Below are 24,017 nucleotides of genomic sequence, written 5' to 3' on the forward strand. Positions count from 1 at the left end.
GTGACCTGCTCCGGCGACCTGGTCGCCCGGTACTCAGGGTGCCGACCCAGGGCGCACAAGTAAGGCCGCGGCGGCGCTCCCCTGTCTGTCAGTGGCGCATGTCAGCAGGTCAGGAAAATGAGGCCCAGCGTGTAATACGTCGAAACCACGCCTCTCAGAGCATCACGTGCTTCAGTGAATGAGCCCTGCGATGGTGCCCTCACCACTCGTCCTCGAAGTCGTACTCGGGAAACGGCAACGGGTCCGTGACCCAGCCCGCCGCCAGTACGAGCCGCGTGTGACGATGCAGGGCGAGGAAGCCGAAGGGGCGGTCGAAGGTGGCGTTGATCCTTGTGGTGATGTAGCGGAGGTCGGGCAGGCCGGCGCCGGCTGCGCCGAACGCCGTCACCGCGGCGGCCTCGAAGCCCAGCGCGCCGAACTTCGCCATGGTGTTCTGCGCGGCCGACCCGATGGCGAGCGGGGAGTCGCTGATGCCGGGGAAGTGCCCGCGCGAGGCGTCCCGTGCCGTCGTGAGTCCGAACAACCGGTGCTGCTTCAGCAGATCGTGGCTCGCGCTCATGTCGTACGCCGCGGTCGTCACCTCCAACGACGGTGGTCGGGGCCGCGTGGAGCGCACCTTCTCCACCCGCAGGCCGGGGCCCACGTTCCCGTAGGGCAGCCGCGGTCCCGGCACGACCGCGTACCGGCCGGCGAGGATGTCGACCCCGGCGCTCAGCACTTGCCCCGGCTTCATGTCCTCCTCACCGAGCAGCAGGTGCACGTCCAGCGCGTTGTCGCCCAGCACCTTCAACTCGGTGACGTATCCGCCGGGTGTGTCCGCCACCGCGACCCGGTCCAGTACGACACTGGAGCGCCACAGGCCCAGACGCGGCTTCGTCGCCCAGGGCTCGTACGCCGTCTCCAACCCCACCTCGTGGAACGGGCTCAGCCACTGCGTGCGCAGGGTCAGCGCGCTCGCCAGCACCATCTCCGTGTCCTTGGTCAGCCTGACCGGCATACGGTCGATCAGTCCTCCGGTCCGCTTCACCGCCCAGGTGTCCAGCGCTTGGTGGTCGGCCGCGAAGTCCCCGGTGAGCACCCCGTGGGCGTCGGCCGGCAGCCCCGCCTCCCACTCCTCCTTCAGCTCCAGAGTGCGCTTCGTCCACAGCCCCACTGCCGTTTCCAGTCCTCGCATGGCGCCCATGCCGGCGAGCAACTCACTTGCGGCGTACGACGCTTGGTCGGCGGGGAGCCCGAGCGCCTCCGCCAACTCGGCTCGCGCCTGGCCGACCGCCCCGTCGGCCAGGTGGGCCAGCAGCGGCCACACCCCCGCCGCCGAGAACACCGTGCCGTCCTCAGAGACACCCGCCCACCGTGCGGTCAACCCGTTCACCGCACGGACCGTCGTCGTCGCGACGCGCATTCCACCCCCATCCCAGCGCACATGAGGCGCCCAGCCGTACGTCGGTTGCGATGTCGCCGCCATCCGACCCGGAGGTACGGTACCTGCGCCCCTACCTCGACCCACGGGCCCGGTACACATATTCGACTGGCTGAGGCGTGCGCTCCCCCGCCGTCTCCTGGCTCTGGGCTGCGTGCAGTGCCCGGTCAGGATTCAGTGGCCAGGAGTTGGACCAGGCCGACCCGCTCCTCGTCGACCTTGGTGTGGACCGCGCGAACCCTCCAGCGGCCGGCGGGCAGCGGGACCGGCGCCTCCGCCGGCATCCCTCCACCCGGATATTCGATGCCCAGGTCGGAGCCCGCTTCGGCGGAGTCCATGAGGACGGCCGGGCCCTCCGACACCCAGGTGCCGCACTCCTCCCACGGCGTGGCCGGGTCGGCGAGGACAGTCTCCGCCGCGGCCTTCAGCGCGGCCTCGGAGCCGGCGGCAAGCCACCGCAGGAACGCTCGGTGCCGGGGCAGATAGCAGGTCGTGGCCGGCTCGTCCGCCAGCACCAGTGCCTGCGCACCGGTGTGGCCGACGGTGATCACACCTGCCAGATCCTCCACCTCACAGGCCCGGTCGTAGTCGTCCGGAGCGGTGGCGTCTCCCGCCATGACCCCGCTCTCCGTGCATCCGTGCCATGCGGCCAGGGCGGAGGCGGGGACGACGATCAACGGACCGCCCATCGACTCCACCCAGACAGAGGCGGTGTGGGATCCGTCGGCTTCGGTGGACGCAGAGGCGCTCATGCCGCCAGCATGCCCTGCCCCACTGACAACACCCGAGCGCTCATGGGCCAGGACAGCCTCGTAGACGACAGATCACCGACCACGACCGAGGGTCCGCATCACGCCATTTCTGAGGATATGGCGCTCACAGCAGTGTGAGGAGCGCCACGATAGCCAGCGAACTCCCGTTCGCATCGGTCCGTTGGTCAACCGGTCAGAAGGAGCGCTCGTGACTCAAGCCGTACCTCCCTTACCCGTGGTCGTCGAGAAACCCGTCGTCAAGTTCTCCAGCGCCCCCCAGCGTCCGCACCTGCGGCACCTGGGCAAGCCCTCCCTGCGCACCTCGGTCTCCGGCACCCGGCGGCGCGCCCGTGGTGAGGCGCCCCGCGTGCTGCTCGTCGTCCCCTCCTACACGCGGGTGGTGGAACCCTCCCCCGAGCGCAGCAGTTTCCGGGCGCTCGGCCTGGACACCTTCGAGGTCATGAAGCGCGCCGGCACTCCGATCGGGCTGCTGCGCATCGCGGCCAACGCCCGCCTCGCCGGCTTCGACGTCCGTATCGTCGACTCGCCCTTCGCCGGCTGGGAGCAGGAACGCCGGCTCGTCGACCTCGGCTCCGGCAGCAGCCTCGTCCGCTACGGACTCGACGACTCACAACTGCGCGCGATCATCGAGGATTTCGAGCCGGACGTGGTCGGCGTCCAGTGCATCTACACGGTGCAGTGGGGCAACGCTCGTGCCCTGGCCGACCTGGTCAAGGACATCGACCCGGCGATCGTGACGGTCACGGGCGGCGCCCATCCCAGTGGGGACTGGCAGTACGCCGTACCGGACTCCCCCTTCGACCACGTCGTCATCAACGAGGCCGACCAGACCTTCACGGCGCTGCTTCAGGCGCTGACCGAGGAGGGCGGTGACATCGACGCGGTGCCCGGCGTCGCCTATCGGCGGGCCGACCTCGCCGTGGTGCGGACCACCGCCAAGTCGCCGTACATGCGCATCCTGCCGAAGCGGCAGGGGCTGGACCAGCGGCTGGGCATGATGCCGCTGCCCGACTTCGGGATGCTGGACATGCGCATGTACGAACAGGCGTACCACTCGTCGGGGAAGCGGGTGCGTGAGCACGGTTCCTGGGCGCAGATCTTCTCGACCATCGGTTGCAACGTGGGCTGCGACTTCTGCTACATCCCGATGGTGAACGGTCCTTGGCGGGCGCTCGGCACCGACTGGTTCGACCTGCACCTCGCCGAGATCACCAAACAGGGTGTGACCGAGGTGCTCATCGAGGACGACCATCTGCTGCACGACCCGCTGTACGCGATGCGTGTCTTCGAACTGCTGCGCAAGCACGATCTTCCGTGGGTGGAGGAGGGCGGCCTGAGCCTGTTCAACCTCGTCCTCCTCCACCTCGGTGAGGAGTTCGCCAACGGCATGGACGACGCCGAGCGGCGCAACCCCAACTTCCGCAACATCCTCGCCGCGATGCGTTCCGGACTGACGTGCCGCGACCTCATCAGGGCCATGGCCGACGGCGGTTGCTACAGCGTCTACCTCGCCGTGGAGAGCGCCAACGAGGACAGCCTCGAGCAGTCCGGCAAGCCCCGGCTCAACGCCTTCCAGAAGGCCACCGGCGAGATCGTGGAGATGTTCACGGAGTACGGCATCCAGGTCACCGGCGGATTCATGCTCGGTTTCGTCAACCCGCCCGAACGGCCCGGGGGCGAGCCGTACATCGAGTCACTGGAGCAGATCGAGAAGACCATCGACTACGCGGTCACGCTCATGGGTCACGGCATGGCGTACGCCAACCCCTTCATCGTCACCCCGCTGCCGGGCACCAAGATGTGGGACTTCCAGAAGGACTACGTCGTACGGCACTACGACAACGGCTGGTCGCACGAGAAGGCGACCATGGCCACGGACAGGTGGAGCGCGGAGGACATCGAACGCATGCGGCTGGAGCTCCTGGTGCGGGCCAACGGCGCCGACAAGGTGACCGAAATGGTCCGCCGCGGGACCTGGCCCGTGGACGCCTGACGGGTCCGCGACGCGGTCGCGACCGGCTCAGCCTCGGCGGCGCGCCGCACGCAGCGCGTCCGCCGAGGCGAGCATGGCGCCACCGGTGATCAGTACGCAGGCGGCGGCGACGGGCCAGCTCGCGTCGGCCCGTCCCGTCGCGATCAGCAGGGCGGTGGACAGCAGCGGGGCGAAGTACGACAGGGTGCCCAGGAGTCGGATGTCGCCGTGCTTGGTGCCGTGGTCCCACAGGTAGAACGCGCCGCCGACCGGACCGAGTCCCAGAGCGAGCACCGCCAGCCACTGGCCGGCGTCGGGACGGACCGTGTCCTCGAACAGCAGATGGCAGACGGCTGCGAGCGCGGCGGTGGCCAGGCAGAAGAACGCCACCATGTCCGTCGGGACCTTCGGATACCGCCGGTTGGCCACCGAGTACGCCGACCACACCACCGCACAGACGGCGGCTGCCGCGTACCCGGGCAGGTACTCCCCACGGAGCTGGACGCCGTGCCCGCCCGTGACCAGGAGGAGAGTGCCGCCGAGTCCGAGTACCGCGCCCGCCGCGTGCCACCAGCGCAGTCGTTCGCCCGGCAGCAGTGCGGAGAACACGACGATCAGCAGCGGCCACAGGTAGGCGATGAGGCCGGCGTCGACCGCGGGCGCGTTGCGCAGGGCCACGAAGTAGAAGAAGTGGTAGCCGAAGAGGCCTCCGACGCCCAGGATCCACGCCCCGCGCGGTACTGCGCGGACCAGCGCTGTGCCGCCGCGCAGCGCCCGGGGCAGTCCGAGGACGCCGCCCACCGCGAACGCCATCGCGGTGAGCTGGAACGGCGGAATGTTCCCGGTGAGGGTGGTGAAGAGGGCCAGCGACGCCCACAGCAGTACGGCTCCGGCGCCGACTGCGGTGGCCCTGAGCTGATGTGCCGGGTTCGGCGCGGGGTGCTGCGCCCTCTCCGACGCCGCGGCGCCGGCTTGCGTGTCCCGAGCGTTCACGTGTCCTCCAGCCCATCGAGCCTGTCGCCGACGTATGACGGTCCGTCAATTTGTGACCACGCAGGGCATCGTAGGGACCCGCATCGCCTGGACCCGCGCTTTCCGGTCAGCGGACGGTCCGGAGCCGCCGTCGGCCGAGCCCCACGCCGGTGGGCCCGGGGTGCACGAGTGGCAGGCGGATCGGCCTGGGGAAATGAGCGGCAGGGTTCCCCTGGTACGCGATAAGGTGCGCCGATGTCAGTGATCAGGAAGTTCCAAGTCACCTTTGACTGCGCGGAGCCTGAGCGTCTCGCTCGCTTCTGGTGCGAAGTGTTGGGCTACGTCGCACCGCCGCCGCCGGAGGGGTTCGCCACCTGGGACGATTACAACAGCACCTTGCCTCCAGAGCAGCGCGACTCGTGGTTCGCCTGCAGTGACCCCTCAGGTGAGGGACCGCGCCTGTACTTCCAGCGCGTCCCCGAGGGCAAGGCCGTCAAGAATCGGGTGCATCTCGATGTCCGGGTCGGCACCGGGCTGGTCGGGGACGAGCGCCTCGCCGCGCTGGAGGCCGAGTGCGCACGGCTGGTGGCGCTCGGCGCGACCCATGTGCGGACGCTGTACGCCGATGAGGAAAACGAGTCGTGCATCCCGATGCTGGACATCGAGGGCAACGAGTTCTGCATCGACTGATGCGCGTTCCGGAGCCGGGACCGGAGCCGGGGCCGGAGCCGGGAAGGCGGGGAGGCGGGAAGCCACCGCCTCCCTCACGTCTGTGTGGTGGGGTTACCGAGACAGGACGAGGGGCCTGGCATCAGCCGGGCCCCTCGTTCTCGCAGCGAGACAGGTTGTGAACCTGCGGCCTCTGAGTAATGAGCCCAGCAGGCTACTGAGCTGCTCCGCCCCGCGGGCCAGGTGCCACCGTGGGCAGCGGCTCACGCGGGGCGATACGCCTTTCCTTCGTCAGCCGCGGACGATGTTCTCGGCCTGCGGCCCCTTCTGGCCCTGGGTCACGTCGAAGGTGACCGGTTCGCCCTCGACCAGTTCCCGGTAGCCGTTGCCGGTGATGTTGGAGTAGTGAGCGAAGACGTCGGGGCCTCCGCCGTCCTGGGCGATGAACCCGAAGCCCTTTTCGGCGTTGAACCACTTAACGGTGCCGCTGGCCATGCTGCTTGTCCTTCGATATTGCCGAGGGGTCCCGGCTGGTCTATTGGCGGGCGCCGTCCGAGACCGGAAGGCACCCGCGAACCGTTCTACCCCGTCGGCCGCCGATTATCCGACCTTTCCGCTTCGATCACGGGGGCGTGTCGACGACAGGGGCCGACCCTGTCGTCATCACAACGCCCATCAGGGCACAGACCAGGCCAGAAGGCCTTGTGATCGATGAGGCCCGCGGTCCGCTGATCTACTTCCTCCTGCGGTGGAGCATGGCCGAGGAGGCTTCGGCCTGCGCAGCAATCGTGGCGGAGTCCATGGGGATGGCCTGCTTCGACGTGCAGCAGGACCTGCTCAGGCCGTGAGCAGGCCGGCAGCGGCAAGCCGAAACACGGTTTCTCGACCATCCAGCGAGGGCGGGCCGGCCGCTGCGATGTCTCGACGTCCTTGCGGGCGATGCGGTGGCGGATGCCCCGGCGGCGGAGCCATCGACGCAGGTGGTCGTGGTCGGATACTTCGGAGTTGAACCCCTGTTCACAGAGCAGTTGGCCGGTACGACAAGGCCTGATCGACTACCTCATCAGCGGAGAGTTCCCTCTCCGGCGGCCAGAAGATCAAGTCGCTGACATGACCGGACGGGCACGCCAGCGCTCTGTCGAGCCTGTCCAGCCAGCTGTCCATCTCTTCGCCTGAGGCGAAATCCGCTTGCATGATCCGCTCCACAAGCGCGACGGCGTCCGCGCGACTCATCTCCACGCACTCCTCCGGCCTCTCCGCCGAGTCACTCTAACGCCCGCACAGCTTGTGAAAGCCAGGGATCTCCACCGTGAGCGAGCTACGGACCTCATGAGGACCGCGACGCCATAGCGCGGCTGATCGCTCAGCGGCCTGCTGGCAGGCGGTGCCGCCTGGGCGCTCGGGAAGGGTCGGCGACGTCGGTGAGTCGTCGTCGCCGGTCCTGCCACATCCGCAACGTGGCGTACGGCTGCTGCCCGCCGTGGGGCAGCAGCCGGGCCGCCCCGCGGGGCGGTGTTTCGCGGGTTCAGGCGGTCGTGATGAACCGTTCCCATACGCGGTGGGAGGTCATCAGTTCCTGGAGCTGCTCCAGTACCGAGGTACCGGTGTGGCCGACGACGATGCCGGGTCCGTCGGCGGGGATCCCGACCGCTTCCAGGGCCGCGTCGCCGCCCGCCCAGGCGCCGATCGCCTTGCCGTGGCGGTACGCCTCCGACAGGAGCAAACTCACCCTCGGGTCGATCGCCACGGGCGCACCGGCGGGCCGCGCCTTGGCGTCGCGGGAGCCGTAGGCGTCGCTGCCGGCGGCGGAAGCCCCTGCCACCAGCAGTGCGTCGAACTCGATGGACCGGGCGGTCAGGAAGGTCCGCTGGACGGTGACCGCGTCGTCACCTGTGCCCAGTTTGCCGCCCGTGGGGGCGATGACCAACGGCACCATGCCCGCGCCGAGCACCGCCTCGCGCACCGCCCGCACGCCGTCCAGGTCCCCGTCCGGACCGGTGACGATGCCGATGAGGCGGCCGTCCGTGGGCCAGGCCTGCCCGACCTGGGACAGCGCCGGGCTCGGTTCGACGTCGGAGAGCGGGACCGTCGGTTCGGGCGCCGGCAGGCCCAGGCCCTCGGCGACGCGTGCGCACAACTCGCCGTCGATGTTGGCCAGTACGTTCAGGGCCCGCTCCTTGATGGCCTGTTCGTAGCACTTGCCGAGCTCGAAGGTGTAGGCGGAGATGATGTGTTCCCGCTCCACCGGGCTCATGCTCAGCCAGAACCGGCGCGGCTGGCTGAAGTGGTCCGAGAACGACTCGGGCGCCTCACGGACCTTCCTCGCCTCGGGCACCCGCACCGGCGTCTCGATGTACGCCCCGGTGTCCGCACCGGCCAGGAACGGGCAGCCGCCGTCGAGCGAGTTGGGCCGGTACGGTGCGACGCCCCGGTGGACGGCGTCCTGATGGAAGCCGTCCCGCTGCATGTCGTTCACCGGCGAGTGCGGCCGGTTGATGGGGATCTGCGAGAAGTTCGGGCCGGCCAGCCGGGTGATCTGGGTGTCCAGGTAGGAGAACAGCCGCCCGGCGAGGAGCGGGTCGTCGGTGATGTCGATGCCGGGTACGAGGTGACCGACGTGGAAGGCGACCTGCTCGGTCTCGGCGAAGTAGTTCGAGGGGTTCCGGTTCAGTGTCAGCAGGCCGATCGGCTGGACGGGGGCGAGTTCCTCGGGGACGAGGTTGGTCGCGTCGAGCAGGTCGATGCCTTCGAAGGTCTGCTCGGGGGTGTCGGGGAAGGTCTGGATGCCCAGCTCCCACTCCGGGTAGGCGCCCGCCTCGATGGCGTCGGCGAGGTCACGGCGGTGGAAGTCGGGGTCGACGCCTCCTGCGATCTGCGCCTCTTCCCACACCAGGGAGTGCACACCGAGCTTGGGCTTCCAGTGGAACTTCACCAGCGTGGTGGATCCGTCGGCGGCCACCAGGCGGAAGGTGTGGACGCCGAAGCCCTCCATCATCCGGTACGAGCGCGGGATGCCTCGGTCGGACATGTTCCACAAGGTGTGGTGGGCGGCCTCGGTGTGCAGCGTGACGAAGTCCCAGAAGGTGTCGTGCGCGCTCTGGGCCTGGGGAATCTCCCGGTCCGGGTGCGGTTTGCCGGCGTGGATGATGTCCGGGAACTTGATGGCGTCCTGGATGAAGAAGACCGGGATGTTGTTGCCGACCAGGTCGAAGACGCCCTCCTCGGTGTAGAACTTGGTCGCGAACCCGCGGGTGTCCCGCACCGTGTCGGAGGAGCCTCGGGAGCCCAGCACGGTGGAGAAGCGCACGAACACCGGAGTCTCGGCGCCCGGGGCGAGGAACGCCGCCTTCGTCACGGCGGCCGCGGTGCCGTAGCTCTTGAAGACGCCGTGCGCCGCCGCGCCACGTGCGTGGACGACCCGCTCCGGGATGCGCTCGTGGTCGAAGTGCATGATCTTCTCGCGCAGGTGGTGGTCCTGAAGGAGCACCGGTCCGCGCGGGCCCGCCTTGAGCGAGTGGTCGGTGTCGTACAGCCGTGTGCCCTGGGCATCGGTGAGGTAGGCACCCGATTGGGCCATGTGTGCCTGGGTCGCGCCGGTGGCCTGCCCCGTAGGTGACATCGTGTCCGGACCGCTCTGGTCGGGCTTCGGCGGCAGGGGCTCGCGCGGTTCCGTCGGCTCCGCGACACCGGGGGATTCCGGGGCCGGCTTGCCTGGAATTCCTTCCTCCGGTCCCGTGCCGGTGCCCTGGATGGCTCCGGTGACCTTGTCCGCCGCCCGCTTGAGGGGATTGGGCTGGCTCATCGTTATCGTTCCTCCGCGTTCGACCGGCCACGGCCAGCGCGGCCATGTCATGGGGGTGCCATGAGATCCGGCGCCGGGTACCCGACTGTTCGGTACTCATCACCGGTCACGCTTGTCGGACGCGACCACCGCCAAGATCGCGCCTGGGTGCGCCCCAGCCCGCCGTGCCATGTCTGTGCACAGCAGGCGTGGCGCATCAGTCGCGTGCCCGGAGTTCCTCGCGCATGGTGCGCAGGCGTCGGTGCTGCAGGTTGCCGTAGAGGACGAGCCAGGTCAGGAAGGCCGCCGCGAGCACGGTCATGCCGAGGGTCTGGCGCAGGCCTGTGGTCAGAGCCATGAAAACCACGATGGCGGACCACATGACGGTGAGCCCGACCAGGGCCGCGACGCGGTGGCGGGTGCGGTGCAGACGGTGATCGACCAGTTCCCGCATGGCCTCGCGGGCGTGCGGCTGGTCGGGCACCTCGCCCCGGCGCAGCATCCGGTCCAGTGACACCAGGTCGTCCACCGAGCCACCGGTGGCGCGCTTCTCCTTCCTGCGCACGGCCAGCAGCACCGCGACACCGGCGAGGGCCGCGCCGCCGATGCGGGGCACGGCCTCGACGAGCGAGCGCTCCGGGTACAACAGCGGGACCGCCACGCACGCGGCGAGGAGGGACAGAAGGACTTGAAGCCACAGGTGTTTGCCGAGGTAGGAATTCATGCGTTCCATGAGCGGCTCCTGGCCTACATCCGGGTGCGGCGGCGGATGACCACGACCCGCATGGCCAGTGCGACGGCCAGCAGCGTCCAGGCTCCGACGCAGTAACCCCACGCCGTCACCCCGCGCACGACGCCGACGGAGGCCCAGACGGCCCACAGGGCGACGAGGACCCACAGTGAGGTCCAAGCGATATCGGCGATACGGCCGGGTAATTGGGCGCGCTGTCTGGTCCCGGGTTCGAGCCTCCCCAGTTCCGATTGCTGCGGCGTGTTGTGTGAGGTCATCGCCCTGTCCTCCGGGATGTGGGAGTGTGCCTCTGGGACGTTTCGATTTCCCCGGGGGTGATGCGGCATGCCGCCACAAGTGACCCCATATACGGAAGATGAGGCTCCGTAGCGCGCTCATGTCTCGTCGGCAGGGACCGGGAGAACGGCGACGGACTCCGCTGCACCACGTCCGTCGGCAGCGGCCTACGGCCGGTCCCTCGGAACCCTTCGTGAACGAATTCAGCGCCACGGTGCCGACAACGCCCGCTTCTGCGGCGACGACCTCCCGCCGCTCCAGCAGGGGGTGCCGTCGTCCATTGCCCGGCGGCTGACGGACTCGGCATGCTGCCCCCATGCCCCTGAACACGACCCCTCCGCTCCCCCGCCGCACCCTCCTGCGCGCACTGGGCTCCGGCGCGGTGCTCGGCGGACTCGCCGGGTGTGGTGTCCCGGCCGCGTATGTACGGCCCGGCGACCGCGCCGCCGCCGACCTGTCCTCCACCGAACGGAGGCTGAACTGGGCGAACTGGCCGCTGTACATCGACACCGATGACGATCGCCCCTCACGGCGGCCCACTTTGGAGGCCTTCGAGAAGCGCACGGGGATCTCGGTCGAGTACGTCGAGGAGGTCAACGACAACGACGAGTTCTTCGGCAAGATCAGCCCTGCGCTGATGAACCATCAACCCACAGGCCGCGATCTGATCGTCGTCAGTGACTGGATGAGCGCGCGGTTCGTCCGGCTCGGCTGGGTGCAGGAGATGGATCGAACCCGGCAGCCGAACGTGACCCGGTACCTCGACCCGCAGTTGCGGTCGCCCGCGTTCGACCCCGGCCGCACCTGTACGGTGCCGTGGCAGTCCGGCATCACCGGCATCGCGTACAACCGGCGCAGGACCGGCCGGGAGATACGGCAGGTCTCGGATCTGTGGGCGAGCGACCTGAAGGGCCGGATCACCCTGCTGTCCGGTCTGGACGAGGCGTTCGCACTGCTGATGCAGGGCAAAGGCGTCGACATCACCCGGTGGACGGCCGACGACTTCCACACCGTCTGCGACCAGGTGGAGGAGCAGGTGAAGAAGGGACAGATCCGGCGCTTCACGGGCAACGACTACATCAAGGACCTGTCCAGTGGTGACGTCCTGGCCTGCCAGGCGTATTCGGGAGATGTGATCCAGCTCCAGGCCGACGACCCGGACATCCGGTTCGTCGTACCCGAGGAGGGCGCCGAGCTGTGGGCCGAGTCGCTGATGATTCCCAACCTCGCCCGCCACAAGGCGAATGCGGAGCGGCTCATCGACTACTACTACGATCCCGAGGTCGCCGCCGAGCTGGCCGCCTGGGTCAACTACGTCTGCCCGGTACCGGCCGCCCGGGACGTCCTGGCCTCCGCCGGTGACGAGGAGAGTGCCGCCCTCGCCGAGAACCCGTTGATCTTCCCCGACAAGGAGCTGCGCAGCCGGCTCGCCGTCGCACGGGACATCACCTCGAATGAGCGTGTGGAGTTCGGCAAGCGGTGGAATCAGATCGCGGGACTGTGAGGGTGGGCGGGAGCAGGCCGGGAAGGCCGCGGTTGTTGCAGGCACCGGGGACACGGCGCGTGTGAGCAGCACCGGCCGTGCTTGGTCCTTCATGGGGCTCACGGATCACGTGTCTCCAGTGCCTACGACCCGCCGGAGTCCTGGTGTCCGTCAGCGGCGGGGCGCGGGTACCGGGTCCCGGTAGGAGCGGCGGCGGGCCGCGCCGGGGCGGCAGCGCAGCAGGCGCGCCAGGATCAGCCGGCCGCCGCGGAGGGCGCCGTGATGGTGAAGTGCCTGGACGGCGTACGTGGAGCAGCTCGGGGTGTACGGGCAACAGGGTGGCCGGGTCGGGCTGATCGCGACGCGGTAATGGCGCACGGACCGGTACATCGCGATGGCCAACCGGCCCCGTGGCGGGGGTGCGGCCGGGTCGGCTCCGTGACCGGTGGTCAGCGAGGGGCGCAGCAGCGCGAGCCACAAGGCGGCCGCCTGTGACCACACGCCACCGCAGCAGCACGGGTGGGTCAGCGTGTCGAGCGTGGCGGCGCAGCAGCCCTCATCCTCGCTGTCCTCGTTCGTCTTCCGGCGCTGACCGTTCCGCGTCACTGCTCACCCTGCTTCCTCGCGATGAGGAAGGATCATACAAATCAGAGACTTTCTGTCACGCCCGGCTGTCCCCCTGCCCCACAACGACGGCAGGCATCTCTGTGAGCAGTCCGCCGCAGAGGGGCGACCACGTCTGGGGGACGGGATGAGACCGACAGGGAACCGACCACTCGGCCTTTCACGTCAGCGCAATGAATGCTGAGGGGAAGGTGCGCATGAAGAAGCGAGGCGTGCTCCTGTGCGGCGGCGTACTCGTCGTGGCCGGGATCGCCGTCACCGTGTGGTGGAACTGGCTGCGACCCCCCTATGCCCTGGCCGATGCTCCCAAGGTGGACGTGACGGTGCGCGCGGAGAAGTCCGTGTACCCGGACGTCCGGGAGACGGCTGAGGACGTCGACACCCTCGTCCGCGTGTATGTACAGCGGCTCGCAGCGGGCGATGCCCGGGGTCTCACCGAGCTCGCCGGGCCCGCCTACGAGCAGCCTGGACCGACCGCGGCCAGGCTTGTGCGCGACTACCGCGAAGCAGCGGCCGGGCACGTCGAGGTCACCGTGCTGGAGGGGTCCGTCGACTACTTCAACCAGGCGACTGTGGTGTACGAGGAGACAGGTCAGCGGCAGACGCTGCTGTTCGTCAAGGACGGCGGACACTGGTGGCTCGGTCTGGGAGACGGCGATCCGGCGGCCGGACGGGAACACTAGTCGAGAGGTGTGGGTGAGCTGGTTTCAGCTCTCGCGGCGGTGGTTGAGGCTGGTCCTGGCGGTGTTGCGGATCCGTTTGGTGCGGCCGGCTTCGGCGAGGATCTCGACGGCCTCGGGGTTCGTCCCGGCGGCCGTCTTGAGCTGGAGCCAGTTGGATGACGCGAGCAGGTCGTCCGGCTGCCAGGGCAGCTCGAGCGTGATGGCGCGGAAGAGCGACCACTCCCGCAGGCGCTGGACCAGGAAGGGGCGGTCGATCGTGGCCTGGGACATCGTCTGCGCCCACTCCTCGTAGGAGGGACCTAGGCAGAGGCTGGCGGCTCGACGGTCCAGGTGCCGCAGCACGGCGGCTTGGGCCATCGTCCGGTCCGGATCAGTGAGCACGCGGCTGACCAGGTCGACCTCGTCCGGGTCGCCGACGTGCGCCAGCTTGTCGAGGTAGGCCGCGAAGCGGACGTGCTCGTCCGGGTTCTGCGGGATGTCGTGGACGTTCATGCTGCCTGCTCCTCGCGCTCGGCCAGGACGCCGTTCTCGAACCGTGTACCGGCGCGGGCCAGGGACACCACCATCGCGAGGGCGGCCGCCGGGCTGCCAACCTCGACCGGCCCGGCGGCCGTGATCACCGTCCGGGGCCGGTGGTGGACGTTGCGGACAACCAGACACCGGCCGTACCCGTCGGTTTCGGCCACCGACTCGGCCATGCACTGGTCGACTTCCGCTGCCCGTGCGGCGGCCGGCATTCGGCGGGCGCCCTCCCGCACGATCTCGTCGATCAGGGAGCCGGACTGGGTGGAGCCGTCGTCGGTGCCTACGCTGAGCACGGGCGTGCCTTCCCGACCCGCGCTGCAACGCGGGTCCACTCGGAGACCTTACGAATCATTCGGGAAAGTACGCCCTCCCGAAACCGGTCCTGCGGCCGGCCAACACCCGCCACGGTACGGGGACGATTCGAGCGGTCGCCGAGCTGATCGGACTAAGCTCCCGCCATGTCTGGTCCGACGTTGGTGATCGAGTTGGCGGAGCCGCTCTCCCCGGACGGGCTACGGGAGTTCCGCGCGTTGATGGTGGGGCTCTCCTCCCACTTCTCCGAGGAGCGGCCCGGGTCCTTCGACGTCAGCGTGCCCGTGGAGCGACTGGGCGTCGAGGACAGACGAGAGGGAGACCGGCGAAAGTCGTTCCCGCTTCCGCTGGCCGGCAGCGCCTCCGGGGACGAGGAGCTCAGGACCCTCGTGGGGTTCGATCCGCGGCGCGAGGACCGGCGTCGGCCCTTCCTGGTCTACTTGATGGGGCCGGGGATCGGCGATGAAGGCATCTTCGAGGCCGAGCACGCGGATGAGCCCGGGGTGGAGACCGTCCTCGGCTTCAGGCCCACCCATGCGGTCAATGTCGGCGCCTGCTGCAATCGCGAGATCGACCACCTGGCCACGGCCCTGCTGACCGCCGCTGTCATGGACGTCATCGGGGGCGTCGCCAAGGCTGAGCTGCTGGACGGGCAGGCGTCGGTCGTCGCCGGCCTTCCAGGGGTGTGGGGGATCGCGGACGACGACCGGATGGCACTGGGAACGGCGGAGTTCCTGCGGGCCTGGGCCGGGCACCCCGCCTTCCGGCTGGTCAAGTAGCCCAGCCGTTGTCTGTCCTGACCTCCGGGAGACGGGGACGTTCGCTGTTCCCGGATCGACGGTGTCGACGCCGGAGTGAGCGTGAGACAGAGGTCGGGGTTCCCTCACTTCTCCGTGACAAAGCCCACCGCGGCCCGTTCATGATCATAGGTGGGCAAAACATCCGTCTCGATGATGTGCGCACACCAGCCAGGCATTAGCTTGACGACTTCTTCATCGCTTCATGACCATCTGACCAAGGGGCGAATGCACACCATGCACACAGCACCGCCCGTTCACGAGCCGATCGCGCTCGACGCGGACGGCCTGCCGGTCGAGGAACTCGCTCCGGCGCCCGACTACATCGAGCGGGTCACCATCCTCCGCCCGAAGGCGAGGTCCTGACCATGGCACAGGAGACAAGGCCCACCCGCTTCGCGCTGGCCGCCGCCGTCGTCGTCGGCAGCGGGTTTGTGACGGGCTGCGCGTCGGACGACAAATCCCTGGGCTATCAGACCGACTACAGCAACCACCGGCCCCTGCGGGCCGTCGGCTACCCCTCCGCGGGAAGTCTCGAAACGGTGCAGAAGGCCGTGTGGCGGCTCGCCGACCGTGACACCGACGGGCTGGCCTCGCTCGCCGTCGACGACACGCACGCTCGGGCCACGGCCCGCAACTGGGTCAAGGCCTTCGGCGCAGCCGCCAAGGGGGACGTGACGGCGGACTTCTACGACGAGGGTTCCGTGCGGCAGGTCGTGGTCCTGTACTTCGCCAAGAGCGGCCAGATCAAGGAGATCGAGGCGCGCATCGGCGAGGACGACTCCTGGGGCCTCACCCTCGCCGAGCCGGACCCGGCCGAGGCGACGGCCAAGCCCACGTGGGTGCCGCCGAAGCCGGGCGGCTCCGGGTCCCGCACCTCCGGCGCCCCGTCCGGGGGTTAGCGGTCCCCTGACCCGCGCCCCCTAGAGGACCGTACCCCGGACCCTCGGAGTGCGGTCCTTCGGTGCTCTGCACCGCCCGTGCGCCCCACGCGCTCCCCGCTGCCCCTTCACACCCCTGGGCATCAGGAACCGTACGCCTGCGCACGTCTTCCTACAGGCATGTCCCTGTGGCGTCGGACACCGTTCGTCATCGTGCTCCGGGCGAACCTGCGGCGTCAGGCCGGCCCGCTGGTCGCGCTCGTGATGGCCGGTGTCCTCGTGGCCGTGACCTGGGACGGGCTCTACGCCCGGGGCATGTGGAGGGAGACCGGCTGGGTGCACATCGAGGAGATGCGCCAACTGGCCGTGCGAACCGTGGGAGTGGGATGTGCGGTGCTGCTCGCCGGGTGGCAGGGCGGGGCGGAGGCACGCGACGACGCCGGCTGGGTCGCGACGACAGCGGCCCGAGAGGGAGTGTCCTGCCGGTCGATCTGTTGCGCGTCCTGGCCACGGCCGCGGCGGCGGTGGAGGGGCAACTGACGCTGCTGGGGCGCGATCCGCGGCGTCCCGCCGAACGCCTGGAGATCCGCCGCCGACTCGGCTACCTGCCCCAGACGTTCGGCATGTTCCGCGGCTTCACGGTACGGGAGTGCGTCGCGTACGCCGCGTGGCTGAAGGACATGCCGAACCGGGGCGCCCTCGACGCGGTGGAACGCGCCGTCGAGCAGGTCGGCCTGACCACCCGGATGGACGCCAAGTACCGCACCCTCTCCGGCGGAATGCGACGCCGGGTCGGCATCGCCCAAGCTCTGGTGAACACCCCTCAACTGCTTCTGCTCGACGAACCCACCACCGGCCTCGACCCGGCCGAACGGGACCGCTTCCACGCCCTGCTCCGGCAGTTGAGCGCCACCACGACCGTCGTCCTGGCCACCCACCTCATGGAGGACGTGCACGCCTGCTGCGACAGCGCACTCGTCCTGTGTGCGTCCCGCGGAGTCTTCCTCGGGTCCGTGCGAGATCTGGACGAGGCGGGCGGCTACACGGGAGTTGTCGCGGGCAATGCCCACAGGTGACAGGGCCCGGGCCCAAGGACACGGGACCGCAACAGCCTGGACTCCGGCGACCGGAACCGCCTGAGTACGCGTACTCAGGCACCCCGAGCTGTCCGCCCCTGCTCCCACCGACCGAAGGCCGCCACACTGGCCGCCTTGATCCCGTACGAAGAGGTTTTGATGAACCGTCCGCTCACCCTGCGTTCCGCCGTCGCCGATGACATGGCCTGGATCCATGAACTGCGCCACCGTGTCTACGCCGAGGAGCTGGGCCAGCACACGCCCAATGCGCAGGGGCGGCTGGCCGACGGGCTGGACGGCGACAACGTCTACCTGGTCGCCGCGCGGGGTGCGGACCGTGTGGGGTTCGTGAGTGTGACGCCTCCGTGGGTGGGCCGGTACGGGCTGGACAAGTACCTGACCCGGGATCAGCTTCCGCTCCTGGACGAGGCCGACGTCTTCGAGGTGCGGCTGCTCACCGTCGCGCCCGAGGCGCGGTCCGGCGCCGCTGGCGCGTTGTTGATGTACGCGGCGCTGCGCTGGATCGCGTCCCGGGGCGGGCGGCGGGTGGTGGCGATGGGCCGCTCCGACCTGGTCGGCATGTACCGGGCGGCGGGCCTGCGTCCCGTGGGCAGTACCGTCCGCAGCGGAGCGGTCGACTTCGAAGTGCTGACCGGGGAGGTGGCGGAGCTGTCGGGAGGGGCGGCGGGGCGGCATGCTTCGACCCTCGCCCGGCTGGCGGCCGGTGTGGACTGGCGGCTGGACGCGTCGTTCGCTCCCCGGCCGGACGGCTGCGAGCACGGCGGGGCCTCGTTCACCGCGATCGGCGCGGACTTCCGCACGCTGGATCGACGTCATGAGGTCGTCGCGGCCGATGTGCTCGACGCCTGGTTCCCGCCGGCCCCCGGGGCCCGGGCCGTGCTCGCCGAGGATGCCGGGTGGGTCGCCCGCACCTCACCCCCGACCGGTGCGGAGGGGTTGCTCGCCGAACTGGCCGCCGTCCGCGGCCTGCCCCCGGAGACGCTCGCGGTCGGCGCCGGCTCCTCCGACCTGATCTTCCGGGCCTTCGGACGGTGGCTGACGTCGGCGAGCCGGGTCCTGCTGATGGACCCCGGATACGGCGAGTACGCCCATGTCACGGAGCGGGTGATCGGCTGCCGCGTGGACCGGTTCCGGCTGCGGCGCGAGGAGGGCTGGCGCATCGATGCGGCCCGGTTGTCGGCGGTGGTCGCCGACGGGGCCTACGACCTCGTGGTGGTGGTCAACCCGAACAACCCGACGGGCCGCCACGCACCGGCCGCCGAGCTGCGCGCGGTCATCGCCGCCTCCCCGGCCCGCACCCGGTGGTGGATCGACGAGGCATACCTCGGCTACGTCGATCCCGCGGAGTCGCTCGCCCCGTTCGCCGCGCGGGACCCGCGCGTGGTGGTCTGCACCTCGATGTCGAAGACATACGCGCTCTCCGGAGTGCGGGCCGCGTACCTGGTGGCCGCGCCGGACACGGCGGCGGAGCTGCGCCGATGGACGCCGCCGTGGGCCCTCGGACTGCCGGCCCAGCTGGCGGCGGTGGCGGCACTGCGCGACCCGGCGTACTACACCGGCATGCTGCGGCGCACGCACGAGCTGCGCCGCAGGCTCGCCACCGACCTGGCGGCCGTGGACGCCTCGGTCGCGGTCGAGGAGTCGGTGGCCAACTTCCTGACGCTCACGCTGCCGCCGGGCGGGCCGAGCGCCGCGTCGCTGGTCGCGGAGTGCCGAGGCCACGGGGTGTACCTGCGGGACCTGTCACCGCTTTCGACGTCGTACGAGGGCCGGACCGTGCGTGTGGCCGTGCGGGCCCCCGACGAGAACGCGCGCATCGTGGGCGCCTACCGGGCCGCACTGGCGGAACTGCGCGCGGACTCCGTCGTGTTGTCGGGTCTCGGGGTGGCGCAGTGACCTCGGTTGCCGGGCTGGCGCCGTGGCTGGGCGGCGCGCTGCTGCTGAGCGGTGTCGTGGCGGGAGCGGCGCGGCGGCGGGAGATCATGGTCCGCTGGTGTGCGTGGGCGGTGGGCGTGCCGGTGGTGACCGCCGCGTTCTGGTGGGGGCGGCCGGGGATCGCCGTGCTCGCCGTCGTCGTCGCGGTGGTCGTGGTACTGGAGTTCGGCGCGATGACCCGGCTGCCTCGCATCGATCGGGCGGTGCTGGCCGCCGCCGTGACGGGGCTGGTCGTCGCCGCCGCGTGGATGCCGGAGCAGGTGTGGCGGGTGGGTGCCGTCGGGGCCCTCGTCCTGGCCGCCGTGGCGATGACGGCGGGCCGTGCCGAGGACGGCCTGGGGCGGCTCGCCACCGCTCTGCTCGGCTTGGTGTGGCTGGGTGTGCTGGCCGTGCTGGCGCCGCTGGGGACGCTCGGCCTGGCGCTGTTCGCCGCGGTGTCGATCGCCGACGTGGTGGCCTATGTGGCGGGCCGGCAGCTGGGCGGGCCCCGCTTGTCGCGCCTGTCCCCGGCGAAGCGGTGGAGCGGGACGCTGTGCGGTGCCGCGGCCGGCCTCGCCGTGCTCGCGCTGCTCTCGGCGTGGAGCTGGCCGGCGGCGGCCGCGGTGGCGGTGGGCGGACCGGCAGGCGACCTGCTGGAATCGCTCGTCAAACGCGGCGCCGGGATCAAGGACTCGGGCCAGTGGCTGGCGGGAGCCGGGGGGCTGCTCGACCGTGTCGACTCCCTGGTGGGGGCCTTGGCGGTGTTCGTCGTGCTGGGATGAGCGCCCGGCGGACGACGGTGAGCTGTCCGGCCGCCGCCCCGGAGCCGGGCTCAGCCGCCGCGTCGTACCCGGGCCGCCTTGCGGGCCTCCGCGAGCTTGCGGGCCTCGCCGGTCTTGCGGGACGGCCTGCCTCCGGAGCCGCTCTTCGGGTCCTTGGTGCTGCCCAGACCGCGGAACGGGGCGTTGTGGTTCTTGGGGCGCGATGCGGCCGGCTCGCCGTCGAGGGGCTTGCCGGAGGGGGTCCTGGCGCCGGTGATCCGGCTGAGTTCCGCCTCGCCGGAGCGCACGGTGGTGACCTTGCAGGCCACGTCGGCGTCCGCCATGACCTGGCTCGTCTCGCGGCGCTGACCCGACAGTGCGAGGGTCACGACGGTGCCGGAGCCGCCGGCCCGGGCGGTGCGGCCCGCGCGGTGCAGATAGTCCTTGGGGTCGGTGGCCGGGTCGACGTTGACCACGAGGTCGAGGTCGTCCACGTGCAGGCCGCGTGCGGCGACGTTCGTCGCCACGAGCGCGGTGACCTGCCCGTCCTTGAACTGGGCCAGGGTCCGGGTGCGCTGCGGCTGGGACTTGCCGCTGTGCAGGGCGGCCGCGGCCACCCCGTTGGCCCGCAGATGCCGCGTGAGGAGGTCGACGCCGTGCTTGGTGTCGAGGAACAGCAGGACGCGGCCGTCCCGGGCGGCGATCTCCGTGGTGACGGCGTACCGGTCCGGACCGTGCACGACGAAGACGTGGTGGTCGATCGCGGTGACCGCGTTGGACGAGGGGTCCACGGAGTGGACGGCGGGGTCGCGCAGGTACCGCCGCACCAGCTGGTCGACGTCGTGGTCGAGGGTGGCGGAGAACAGCATCCGCTGCCCGTCGGAACGCACCTGGTCCAAGATCTCGCTGACCTGGGGCAGGAACCCCAGGTCGCACATCTGGTCGGCCTCGTCCAGGACCGTGATGCGCACCTGTCCCAGGCGGCAGCCCTTGCGCTCGATGATGTCGTGCAGCCGGCCGGGGGTGGCGACGACGATCTCGGCGCCGTCCCGCAGGGCGGCGATCTGCCGTCCGATGGACATTCCGCCCACCACCGTCGCGAGCCTCAGCCGCAGCGCCTCGGCGTACGGGGTGAGCGCCTCACCGACCTGTTGTGCCAGCTCCCGCGTCGGCACCAGGACGAGCGCCAGGGGTTCCTTGGGCTGTGCGCGCCGTCCGGCCGTCCGGGCGAGCAGGCCCAGGCCGAAGGCGAGCGTCTTGCCGGATCCGGTGCGGCCCCGGCCCAGGACGTCCCGGCCGGCGAGCGCGTCGGGCAGCGCCGCCGACTGGATGGGGAAGGGGACCGTGACGCCGCGTTCGTCCAGCGTCCGCAGCACCGCGGCCGGCAGGCCCAGTTGTGCGAAGGACGTCACCGCGGGCTGCGCCGAAGCGGCATCCGAGGCCCCGGACACCGCATCGCGCGGCCGGGCATCGCCACGTACTGAGTCGCTCACAGAAGGCCTTCCTCCGAGGGAACCGTACCGAGGAAGGCGCGGCGGGGACGCGGCCACGGCCCGGGACTCCAGCGGAGCCCGGCACAGCGGCACACAGCAAACAGGAAACGCTAGCACGGGCACGCCGCGGGCCCTCCCCGAACGTTTCCCTTACGTCGGATAACGGCCGGTGTCATACCCTTTTCTATTACTCAGGCTGATTCATACGCTTTGGGCGGTCACCCCGGGCAGGGATGAGAATGCGGTGACAAGGGAGCAGCGGACGCCGGGGCTGCCCGGCGCGCGTCACGCGGAGCGGGCCGACGGCCTGCCGTTCCACCCCCCTGCTCTCGGCGCCGTACGCACCCTGGCCAGGGCCGCGGCTGCGGCGGGTGGCCTGCTCGGGCTGGTGAGCCTGGCCGGATGGGCCTCCGGCAGCGACACGCTGAAGAGCGTGCTGCCGGGTGTGTCGGTGTCCATGAAACCCAACACCGCAGTGGCCCTCATGGCGCTCGGCTTCTCCCTGTGGGTGATCACCCGCGGCGCGGCCCGCCCGCGGGCGATCGCAGCGGCCCGGGCGGCGGCGGTCGTAGCGGCACTGCTCGGTGTGCTGACCCTCGCGGAGTATGCGGCCGGGGCGCGCCTGGGCATCGACGAGTTGCTCTTCCGGGACGACACCGCCGGGGTGGGGACGGGAACCCCGGGGCGGATGGCCCCGAACACGGCCGCGGCGTTGACGCTCGCTGCGGCGGGCGCCCTGTGCGCCGGGGTGGCCCGGATCCCCGCGTGGGTGAGTCAGATCCCGGGTCTGGTCGTGGCGGCCCTGGGCATGCTGCGGCTGTACGGGTCCGCCTACGCGGTGCCCGAACTGGAGCGATTCGGTGCCTATACGGGCATGGCCCTGCACACCGCTCTGGCTCTGGTGCTGCTGGGCACGGCGCTTTTCCTGGCGCGTCCGGACGAGGATCCCGCCGGGCTGCTGTGGAACGCGGGCACGACGGGAGCACTGGGACGATGGCTGTTCGTCACGGTCGCGGTGGTGCCTCCACTGCTGGGCTGGGCCGTCCTCGCGGGTGAGGACGCGGACGCGTTCGGGCCGCGGCTGGGAACCGCGCTGCTGGTGTGCGCTCATGTGGCCGTGTTCACTTCGGTGATCTTCGCGACCCTGGCGGTGGGCCGCCGCGTGGAAGTGGCCCACGCGCGGCTGGAGTCGCAGGTGCGCCAGAACGAACTGTTGCAGGCCTTCATGGACCACACGCCCGCGGTGGTGTTCATCAAGGACCTGGACGGCCGTTTCCTGGCGGTGAACACGACGTTCGAGCAGAGCCTGGGCCTGCGTCGCGAGCAGGTTCTCGGCCGCAGGGACCAGGACGTCCTGCCGTCCGCTCTCGCGCGTTCGGCCCGGGCCGCCGATCTCGCCATGCTGGCGGAGGGCAAACCGGTGCAACGCCAGGAACGGCTCGCCCTGCCGGGGGGTCCGCGGGAGTTCCTGTCCACTCTGTTCCCGCTCACCCATGCCTCCGGCAGGCCCTACGCCGTCTGCGGGGTGGTCACCGACATCACCGAACGCGTCGCGGCACAGCGTGAGGCCCAGCGGTCCCACCGGAGGTTCCGGGCGCTGCTGGAGTCCGCGCCCGACGCCACTGTGATCACGGACGGCGACGGCCGCGTCGTCATGGCCAACACGCAGGTCAAGCGGCTTTTCGGCCGGGCGCCGGGCGAGCTCGTCGGTACCGATGTGGTCCACTTGGCGCCCGGCCCGCGGCGCCGGCGGCACGGTGCTCTCCTCGGCGCCTACCTCCGTCTGCGTGATCCGAGGCCCGTGGTCCTGGACCGGGACCTGTACGGCGTGCGCGGCGACGGCTCCGAGTTCCCCGTCGAGGTGAGCGTCAGCAGCCTCGAGTCCGAGCGGGAGACCCTCGTGGTGCTGACCGTCCGGGACATCACCGAGCGAAGGCGGCTGGAGAGCGACCGCGCGGAGCGCTACGAGCAGCAGCGCCGGATCGCCTACACCTTGCAGCACAGCCTCATGGGTGAGCCGCCCCGCCTCGCGCACCTGCCCAGCGCCCACCGGTACCTGGCATCCGTCCAGGGTCCCGGGGTCGGCGGCGACTGGTTCGACGTCATCCCCCTCGACGAGCACCGCACAGGCGTCCTGGTCGGTGACGTGATGGGCCGGGGTCTGGAGGCCGCCGCCGTCATGGGACAGCTGCGCGCCGCCTCCCACGCCCTGGCCCGTACGGGCGCCGCGCCCGATGTCCTCATGACCGGACTTGACGCGTTCGTGAGCGATCTGGCGGACCAGTTGGTCACCTGCGTCTATCTGGTGATCGACCAGGAGGCGAACAAGGTCACCCTGTGTTCGGCGGGGCACCTCCCGGTCATCGCGCTGCCGCCCGGCGGACCGGCCCGCCGGCTGGGAGCGCCGGTCGGCGTGCCCCTGGGGGTCAACGACCTGTCCGGTCTGTCGCTGCCGTTCGAGGACGCCAGTCATCCGCTGCCGCCCGGCTCCTCACTCGCGCTGTACACGGACGGGCTGGTGGAACGTCCCGGCACCGACATCGAGGCCCAGATCGACGTCCTGGTCCACACGCTCGGGCTCGTGCTGAAGGACGCTCCCGCGGACCCGGAGACGCTGGACCGGGCCGCGGGGCGGCTGCTCAGGACCCTCGTCCCGGACACGGCCGCCCACGACGACGACGTGACGCTGCTCCTGCTCGGCCTGCCGGGCACGGCGCAGTAGGGCCCGCCGGGGAGGCAGCCCGTTCCTCCGCGATCTGTCACGGTCCGGGCACGTCCGGCGTCTCCTTCTGGCCACGCAACCGCGGTGGCCGAAAGATGTGTCTTCGAGCGC

Annotated in this window: 24 protein-coding genes and 1 pseudogene; 13 read left to right on the forward strand and 12 right to left on the reverse strand. The window is 70.5% G+C overall.

The genetic code is table 11. The features are described from left to right. Positions 1 to 199: 199 nt before the first annotated feature. The gene (locus tag AC0665_RS31705; RefSeq protein WP_478706340.1) at positions 200 to 1,402 is read right to left on the reverse strand and encodes a serpin family protein; all 1,203 of its coding nucleotides are present in this window, start codon (positions 1,400 to 1,402) and stop codon (positions 200 to 202) included. Between the two features lie 185 nt (positions 1,403 to 1,587). Further along, positions 1,588 to 2,172, reverse strand: a complete 585-nt coding sequence (locus tag AC0665_RS31710) for an Imm21 family immunity protein (protein WP_478608714.1) — start codon at positions 2,170 to 2,172, stop codon at positions 1,588 to 1,590. 208 nt (positions 2,173 to 2,380) lie between these two features. Here AC0665_RS31710 and AC0665_RS31715 point away from each other — a divergent pair, with 208 nt between their 5' ends. Continuing rightward, on the forward strand, positions 2,381 to 4,186 hold the full coding sequence (locus AC0665_RS31715) for a B12-binding domain-containing radical SAM protein (RefSeq protein ID WP_478608712.1): 1,806 nt from the start codon (positions 2,381 to 2,383) through the stop codon (positions 4,184 to 4,186). 27 nt (positions 4,187 to 4,213) lie between these two features. Here the strand turns inward: AC0665_RS31715 and yddG are convergent, their stop codons facing one another. Continuing rightward, positions 4,214 to 5,158: an aromatic amino acid exporter YddG gene (gene yddG, locus AC0665_RS31720; RefSeq protein WP_478608709.1), complete on the reverse strand. Its 945-nt coding sequence runs from the start codon at positions 5,156 to 5,158 to the stop codon at positions 4,214 to 4,216. A 234-nt stretch (positions 5,159 to 5,392) separates the two neighbouring features. On the opposite strand from yddG, the gene AC0665_RS31725 reads away from it, so the two are divergent. Next, positions 5,393 to 5,827, forward strand: a complete 435-nt coding sequence (locus AC0665_RS31725; RefSeq protein ID WP_478608706.1) for a VOC family protein — start codon at positions 5,393 to 5,395, stop codon at positions 5,825 to 5,827. A 270-nt stretch (positions 5,828 to 6,097) separates the two neighbouring features. Here AC0665_RS31725 and AC0665_RS31730 read toward each other — a convergent pair whose 3' ends face one another. Further along, positions 6,098 to 6,301 (reverse strand): cold-shock protein, encoded by a 204-nt coding sequence (locus tag AC0665_RS31730; protein WP_030850640.1) that lies wholly within the window; start codon positions 6,299 to 6,301, stop codon positions 6,098 to 6,100. 209 nt (positions 6,302 to 6,510) lie between these two features. On the opposite strand from AC0665_RS31730, the gene AC0665_RS31735 reads away from it, so the two are divergent. Further along, on the forward strand, positions 6,511 to 6,654 hold the full coding sequence (locus AC0665_RS31735; protein WP_478608703.1) for a hypothetical protein: 144 nt from the start codon (positions 6,511 to 6,513) through the stop codon (positions 6,652 to 6,654). Between the two features lie 169 nt (positions 6,655 to 6,823). On the opposite strand, the gene AC0665_RS31740 is transcribed toward AC0665_RS31735, so the two are convergent. The 4 genes from AC0665_RS31740 to AC0665_RS31755 form a co-directional block, all read right to left on the reverse strand. Further along, a complete protein-coding gene (locus AC0665_RS31740; protein WP_478608700.1) occupies positions 6,824 to 7,039 on the reverse strand; it encodes an e9imm peptide in 216 nt (71 codons plus the stop codon). 292 nt (positions 7,040 to 7,331) lie between these two features. Next, the gene (locus tag AC0665_RS31745; RefSeq protein WP_478706341.1) at positions 7,332 to 9,608 is read right to left on the reverse strand and encodes a catalase; all 2,277 of its coding nucleotides are present in this window, start codon (positions 9,606 to 9,608) and stop codon (positions 7,332 to 7,334) included. A 196-nt stretch (positions 9,609 to 9,804) separates the two neighbouring features. Beyond that, positions 9,805 to 10,320 carry a hypothetical protein gene (locus tag AC0665_RS31750; RefSeq protein WP_478706342.1) on the reverse strand — a complete coding sequence of 172 codons (516 nt, stop codon included), beginning with the start codon at positions 10,318 to 10,320 and terminating at the stop codon, positions 9,805 to 9,807. A gap of 14 nt (positions 10,321 to 10,334) precedes the next feature. Further along, on the reverse strand, positions 10,335 to 10,595 hold the full coding sequence (locus AC0665_RS31755) for a hypothetical protein (RefSeq protein ID WP_478706343.1): 261 nt from the start codon (positions 10,593 to 10,595) through the stop codon (positions 10,335 to 10,337). 335 nt (positions 10,596 to 10,930) lie between these two features. Here AC0665_RS31755 and AC0665_RS31760 point away from each other — a divergent pair, with 335 nt between their 5' ends. Continuing rightward, complete coding sequence (locus AC0665_RS31760; RefSeq protein ID WP_478706344.1) at positions 10,931 to 12,118, forward strand: ABC transporter substrate-binding protein; 1,188 nt, start codon at positions 10,931 to 10,933, stop codon at positions 12,116 to 12,118. Positions 12,119 to 12,268: 150 nt separating this feature from the next. On the opposite strand, the gene yidD is transcribed toward AC0665_RS31760, so the two are convergent. Further along, on the reverse strand, positions 12,269 to 12,703 hold the full coding sequence (yidD, locus tag AC0665_RS31765; protein ID WP_468412311.1) for a membrane protein insertion efficiency factor YidD: 435 nt from the start codon (positions 12,701 to 12,703) through the stop codon (positions 12,269 to 12,271). Between the two features lie 215 nt (positions 12,704 to 12,918). Here yidD and AC0665_RS31770 point away from each other — a divergent pair, with 215 nt between their 5' ends. Beyond that, positions 12,919 to 13,404 (forward strand): hypothetical protein, encoded by a 486-nt coding sequence (locus tag AC0665_RS31770; RefSeq protein WP_468638906.1) that lies wholly within the window; start codon positions 12,919 to 12,921, stop codon positions 13,402 to 13,404. 24 nt (positions 13,405 to 13,428) lie between these two features. On the opposite strand, the gene AC0665_RS31775 is transcribed toward AC0665_RS31770, so the two are convergent. Both AC0665_RS31775 and AC0665_RS31780 read right to left on the reverse strand, forming a co-directional pair. Continuing rightward, complete coding sequence (locus AC0665_RS31775) at positions 13,429 to 13,896, reverse strand: hypothetical protein (RefSeq protein ID WP_478608688.1); 468 nt, start codon at positions 13,894 to 13,896, stop codon at positions 13,429 to 13,431. 88 nt (positions 13,897 to 13,984) lie between these two features. After that, positions 13,985 to 14,222 (reverse strand): annotated as a pseudogene (locus AC0665_RS31780) (IS256 family transposase); the annotation flags it as partial. Between the two features lie 165 nt (positions 14,223 to 14,387). Here AC0665_RS31780 and AC0665_RS31785 point away from each other — a divergent pair. The 7 genes from AC0665_RS31785 to AC0665_RS31815 all read left to right on the forward strand — a co-directional run bounded on the left by AC0665_RS31785 (position 14,388) and on the right by AC0665_RS31815 (position 19,712). Further along, complete coding sequence (locus AC0665_RS31785) at positions 14,388 to 15,020, forward strand: DUF6368 family protein (protein WP_478608686.1); 633 nt, start codon at positions 14,388 to 14,390, stop codon at positions 15,018 to 15,020. Between the two features lie 255 nt (positions 15,021 to 15,275). After that, a complete protein-coding gene (locus AC0665_RS31790) occupies positions 15,276 to 15,404 on the forward strand; it encodes a hypothetical protein (RefSeq protein ID WP_468638904.1) in 129 nt (42 codons plus the stop codon). Between the two features lie 2 nt (positions 15,405 to 15,406). Further along, positions 15,407 to 15,940 (forward strand): hypothetical protein, encoded by a 534-nt coding sequence (locus AC0665_RS31795; RefSeq protein WP_478706345.1) that lies wholly within the window; start codon positions 15,407 to 15,409, stop codon positions 15,938 to 15,940. Between the two features lie 159 nt (positions 15,941 to 16,099). Next, positions 16,100 to 16,459 (forward strand): hypothetical protein, encoded by a 360-nt coding sequence (locus AC0665_RS31800; RefSeq protein ID WP_478706346.1) that lies wholly within the window; start codon positions 16,100 to 16,102, stop codon positions 16,457 to 16,459. Further along, positions 16,414 to 16,995 carry an ATP-binding cassette domain-containing protein gene (locus AC0665_RS31805; protein ID WP_478706347.1) on the forward strand — a complete coding sequence of 194 codons (582 nt, stop codon included), beginning with the start codon at positions 16,414 to 16,416 and terminating at the stop codon, positions 16,993 to 16,995. The genes AC0665_RS31800 and AC0665_RS31805 overlap by 46 nt, the downstream gene beginning before the upstream one ends. A gap of 159 nt (positions 16,996 to 17,154) precedes the next feature. Next, a complete protein-coding gene (locus AC0665_RS31810) occupies positions 17,155 to 18,912 on the forward strand; it encodes an aminotransferase class I/II-fold pyridoxal phosphate-dependent enzyme (protein WP_478706348.1) in 1,758 nt (585 codons plus the stop codon). Beyond that, complete coding sequence (locus AC0665_RS31815; RefSeq protein ID WP_478706349.1) at positions 18,909 to 19,712, forward strand: phosphatidate cytidylyltransferase; 804 nt, start codon at positions 18,909 to 18,911, stop codon at positions 19,710 to 19,712. Before AC0665_RS31810 ends, AC0665_RS31815 begins: the two co-directional genes overlap by 4 nt. Before the next feature lie 50 nt (positions 19,713 to 19,762). Here the strand turns inward: AC0665_RS31815 and AC0665_RS31820 are convergent, their stop codons facing one another. Further along, positions 19,763 to 21,184 (reverse strand): DEAD/DEAH box helicase, encoded by a 1,422-nt coding sequence (locus tag AC0665_RS31820; protein WP_478706350.1) that lies wholly within the window; start codon positions 21,182 to 21,184, stop codon positions 19,763 to 19,765. Positions 21,185 to 21,428: 244 nt separating this feature from the next. Here AC0665_RS31820 and AC0665_RS31825 point away from each other — a divergent pair, with 244 nt between their 5' ends. Continuing rightward, positions 21,429 to 23,906, forward strand: coding sequence for a PAS domain S-box protein (locus tag AC0665_RS31825; RefSeq protein WP_478706351.1), 2,478 nt, complete (start codon positions 21,429 to 21,431; stop codon positions 23,904 to 23,906). Positions 23,907 to 24,017: the final 111 nt, after the last annotated feature.

It is taken from the genome of Streptomyces sp. NPDC043685 (assembly GCF_056436585.1).

What these genes read in the sequence shown, in the direction of transcription:
- AC0665_RS31800 (WP_478706346.1), top strand. Translation starts at nt 16,100, where the DNA reads ATGTCCCTGTGGCGTCGGACACCGTTCGTCATCGTGCTCCGGGCGAAC.
- AC0665_RS31725 (WP_478608706.1), top strand. Translation starts at nt 5,393, where the DNA reads ATGTCAGTGATCAGGAAGTTCCAAGTCACCTTTGACTGCGCGGAGCCT.
- AC0665_RS31760 (WP_478706344.1), top strand. Translation starts at nt 10,931, where the DNA reads ATGCCCCTGAACACGACCCCTCCGCTCCCCCGCCGCACCCTCCTGCGC.
- AC0665_RS31750 (WP_478706342.1), bottom strand. Translation starts at nt 10,320, where the DNA reads ATGGAACGCATGAATTCCTACCTCGGCAAACACCTGTGGCTTCAAGTC.
- AC0665_RS31710 (WP_478608714.1), bottom strand. Translation starts at nt 2,172, where the DNA reads ATGAGCGCCTCTGCGTCCACCGAAGCCGACGGATCCCACACCGCCTCT.
- AC0665_RS31705 (WP_478706340.1), bottom strand. Translation starts at nt 1,402, where the DNA reads ATGCGCGTCGCGACGACGACGGTCCGTGCGGTGAACGGGTTGACCGCA.
- AC0665_RS31770 (WP_468638906.1), top strand. Translation starts at nt 12,919, where the DNA reads ATGAAGAAGCGAGGCGTGCTCCTGTGCGGCGGCGTACTCGTCGTGGCC.
- AC0665_RS31790 (WP_468638904.1), top strand. Translation starts at nt 15,276, where the DNA reads ATGCACACAGCACCGCCCGTTCACGAGCCGATCGCGCTCGACGCGGAC.
- AC0665_RS31810 (WP_478706348.1), top strand. Translation starts at nt 17,155, where the DNA reads ATGAACCGTCCGCTCACCCTGCGTTCCGCCGTCGCCGATGACATGGCC.
- AC0665_RS31740 (WP_478608700.1), bottom strand. Translation starts at nt 7,039, where the DNA reads ATGAGTCGCGCGGACGCCGTCGCGCTTGTGGAGCGGATCATGCAAGCG.
- AC0665_RS31785 (WP_478608686.1), top strand. Translation starts at nt 14,388, where the DNA reads ATGTCTGGTCCGACGTTGGTGATCGAGTTGGCGGAGCCGCTCTCCCCG.
- AC0665_RS31795 (WP_478706345.1), top strand. Translation starts at nt 15,407, where the DNA reads ATGGCACAGGAGACAAGGCCCACCCGCTTCGCGCTGGCCGCCGCCGTC.
- AC0665_RS31745 (WP_478706341.1), bottom strand. Translation starts at nt 9,608, where the DNA reads ATGAGCCAGCCCAATCCCCTCAAGCGGGCGGCGGACAAGGTCACCGGA.
- AC0665_RS31775 (WP_478608688.1), bottom strand. Translation starts at nt 13,896, where the DNA reads ATGAACGTCCACGACATCCCGCAGAACCCGGACGAGCACGTCCGCTTC.
- AC0665_RS31730 (WP_030850640.1), bottom strand. Translation starts at nt 6,301, where the DNA reads ATGGCCAGCGGCACCGTTAAGTGGTTCAACGCCGAAAAGGGCTTCGGG.
- AC0665_RS31755 (WP_478706343.1), bottom strand. Translation starts at nt 10,595, where the DNA reads ATGACCTCACACAACACGCCGCAGCAATCGGAACTGGGGAGGCTCGAA.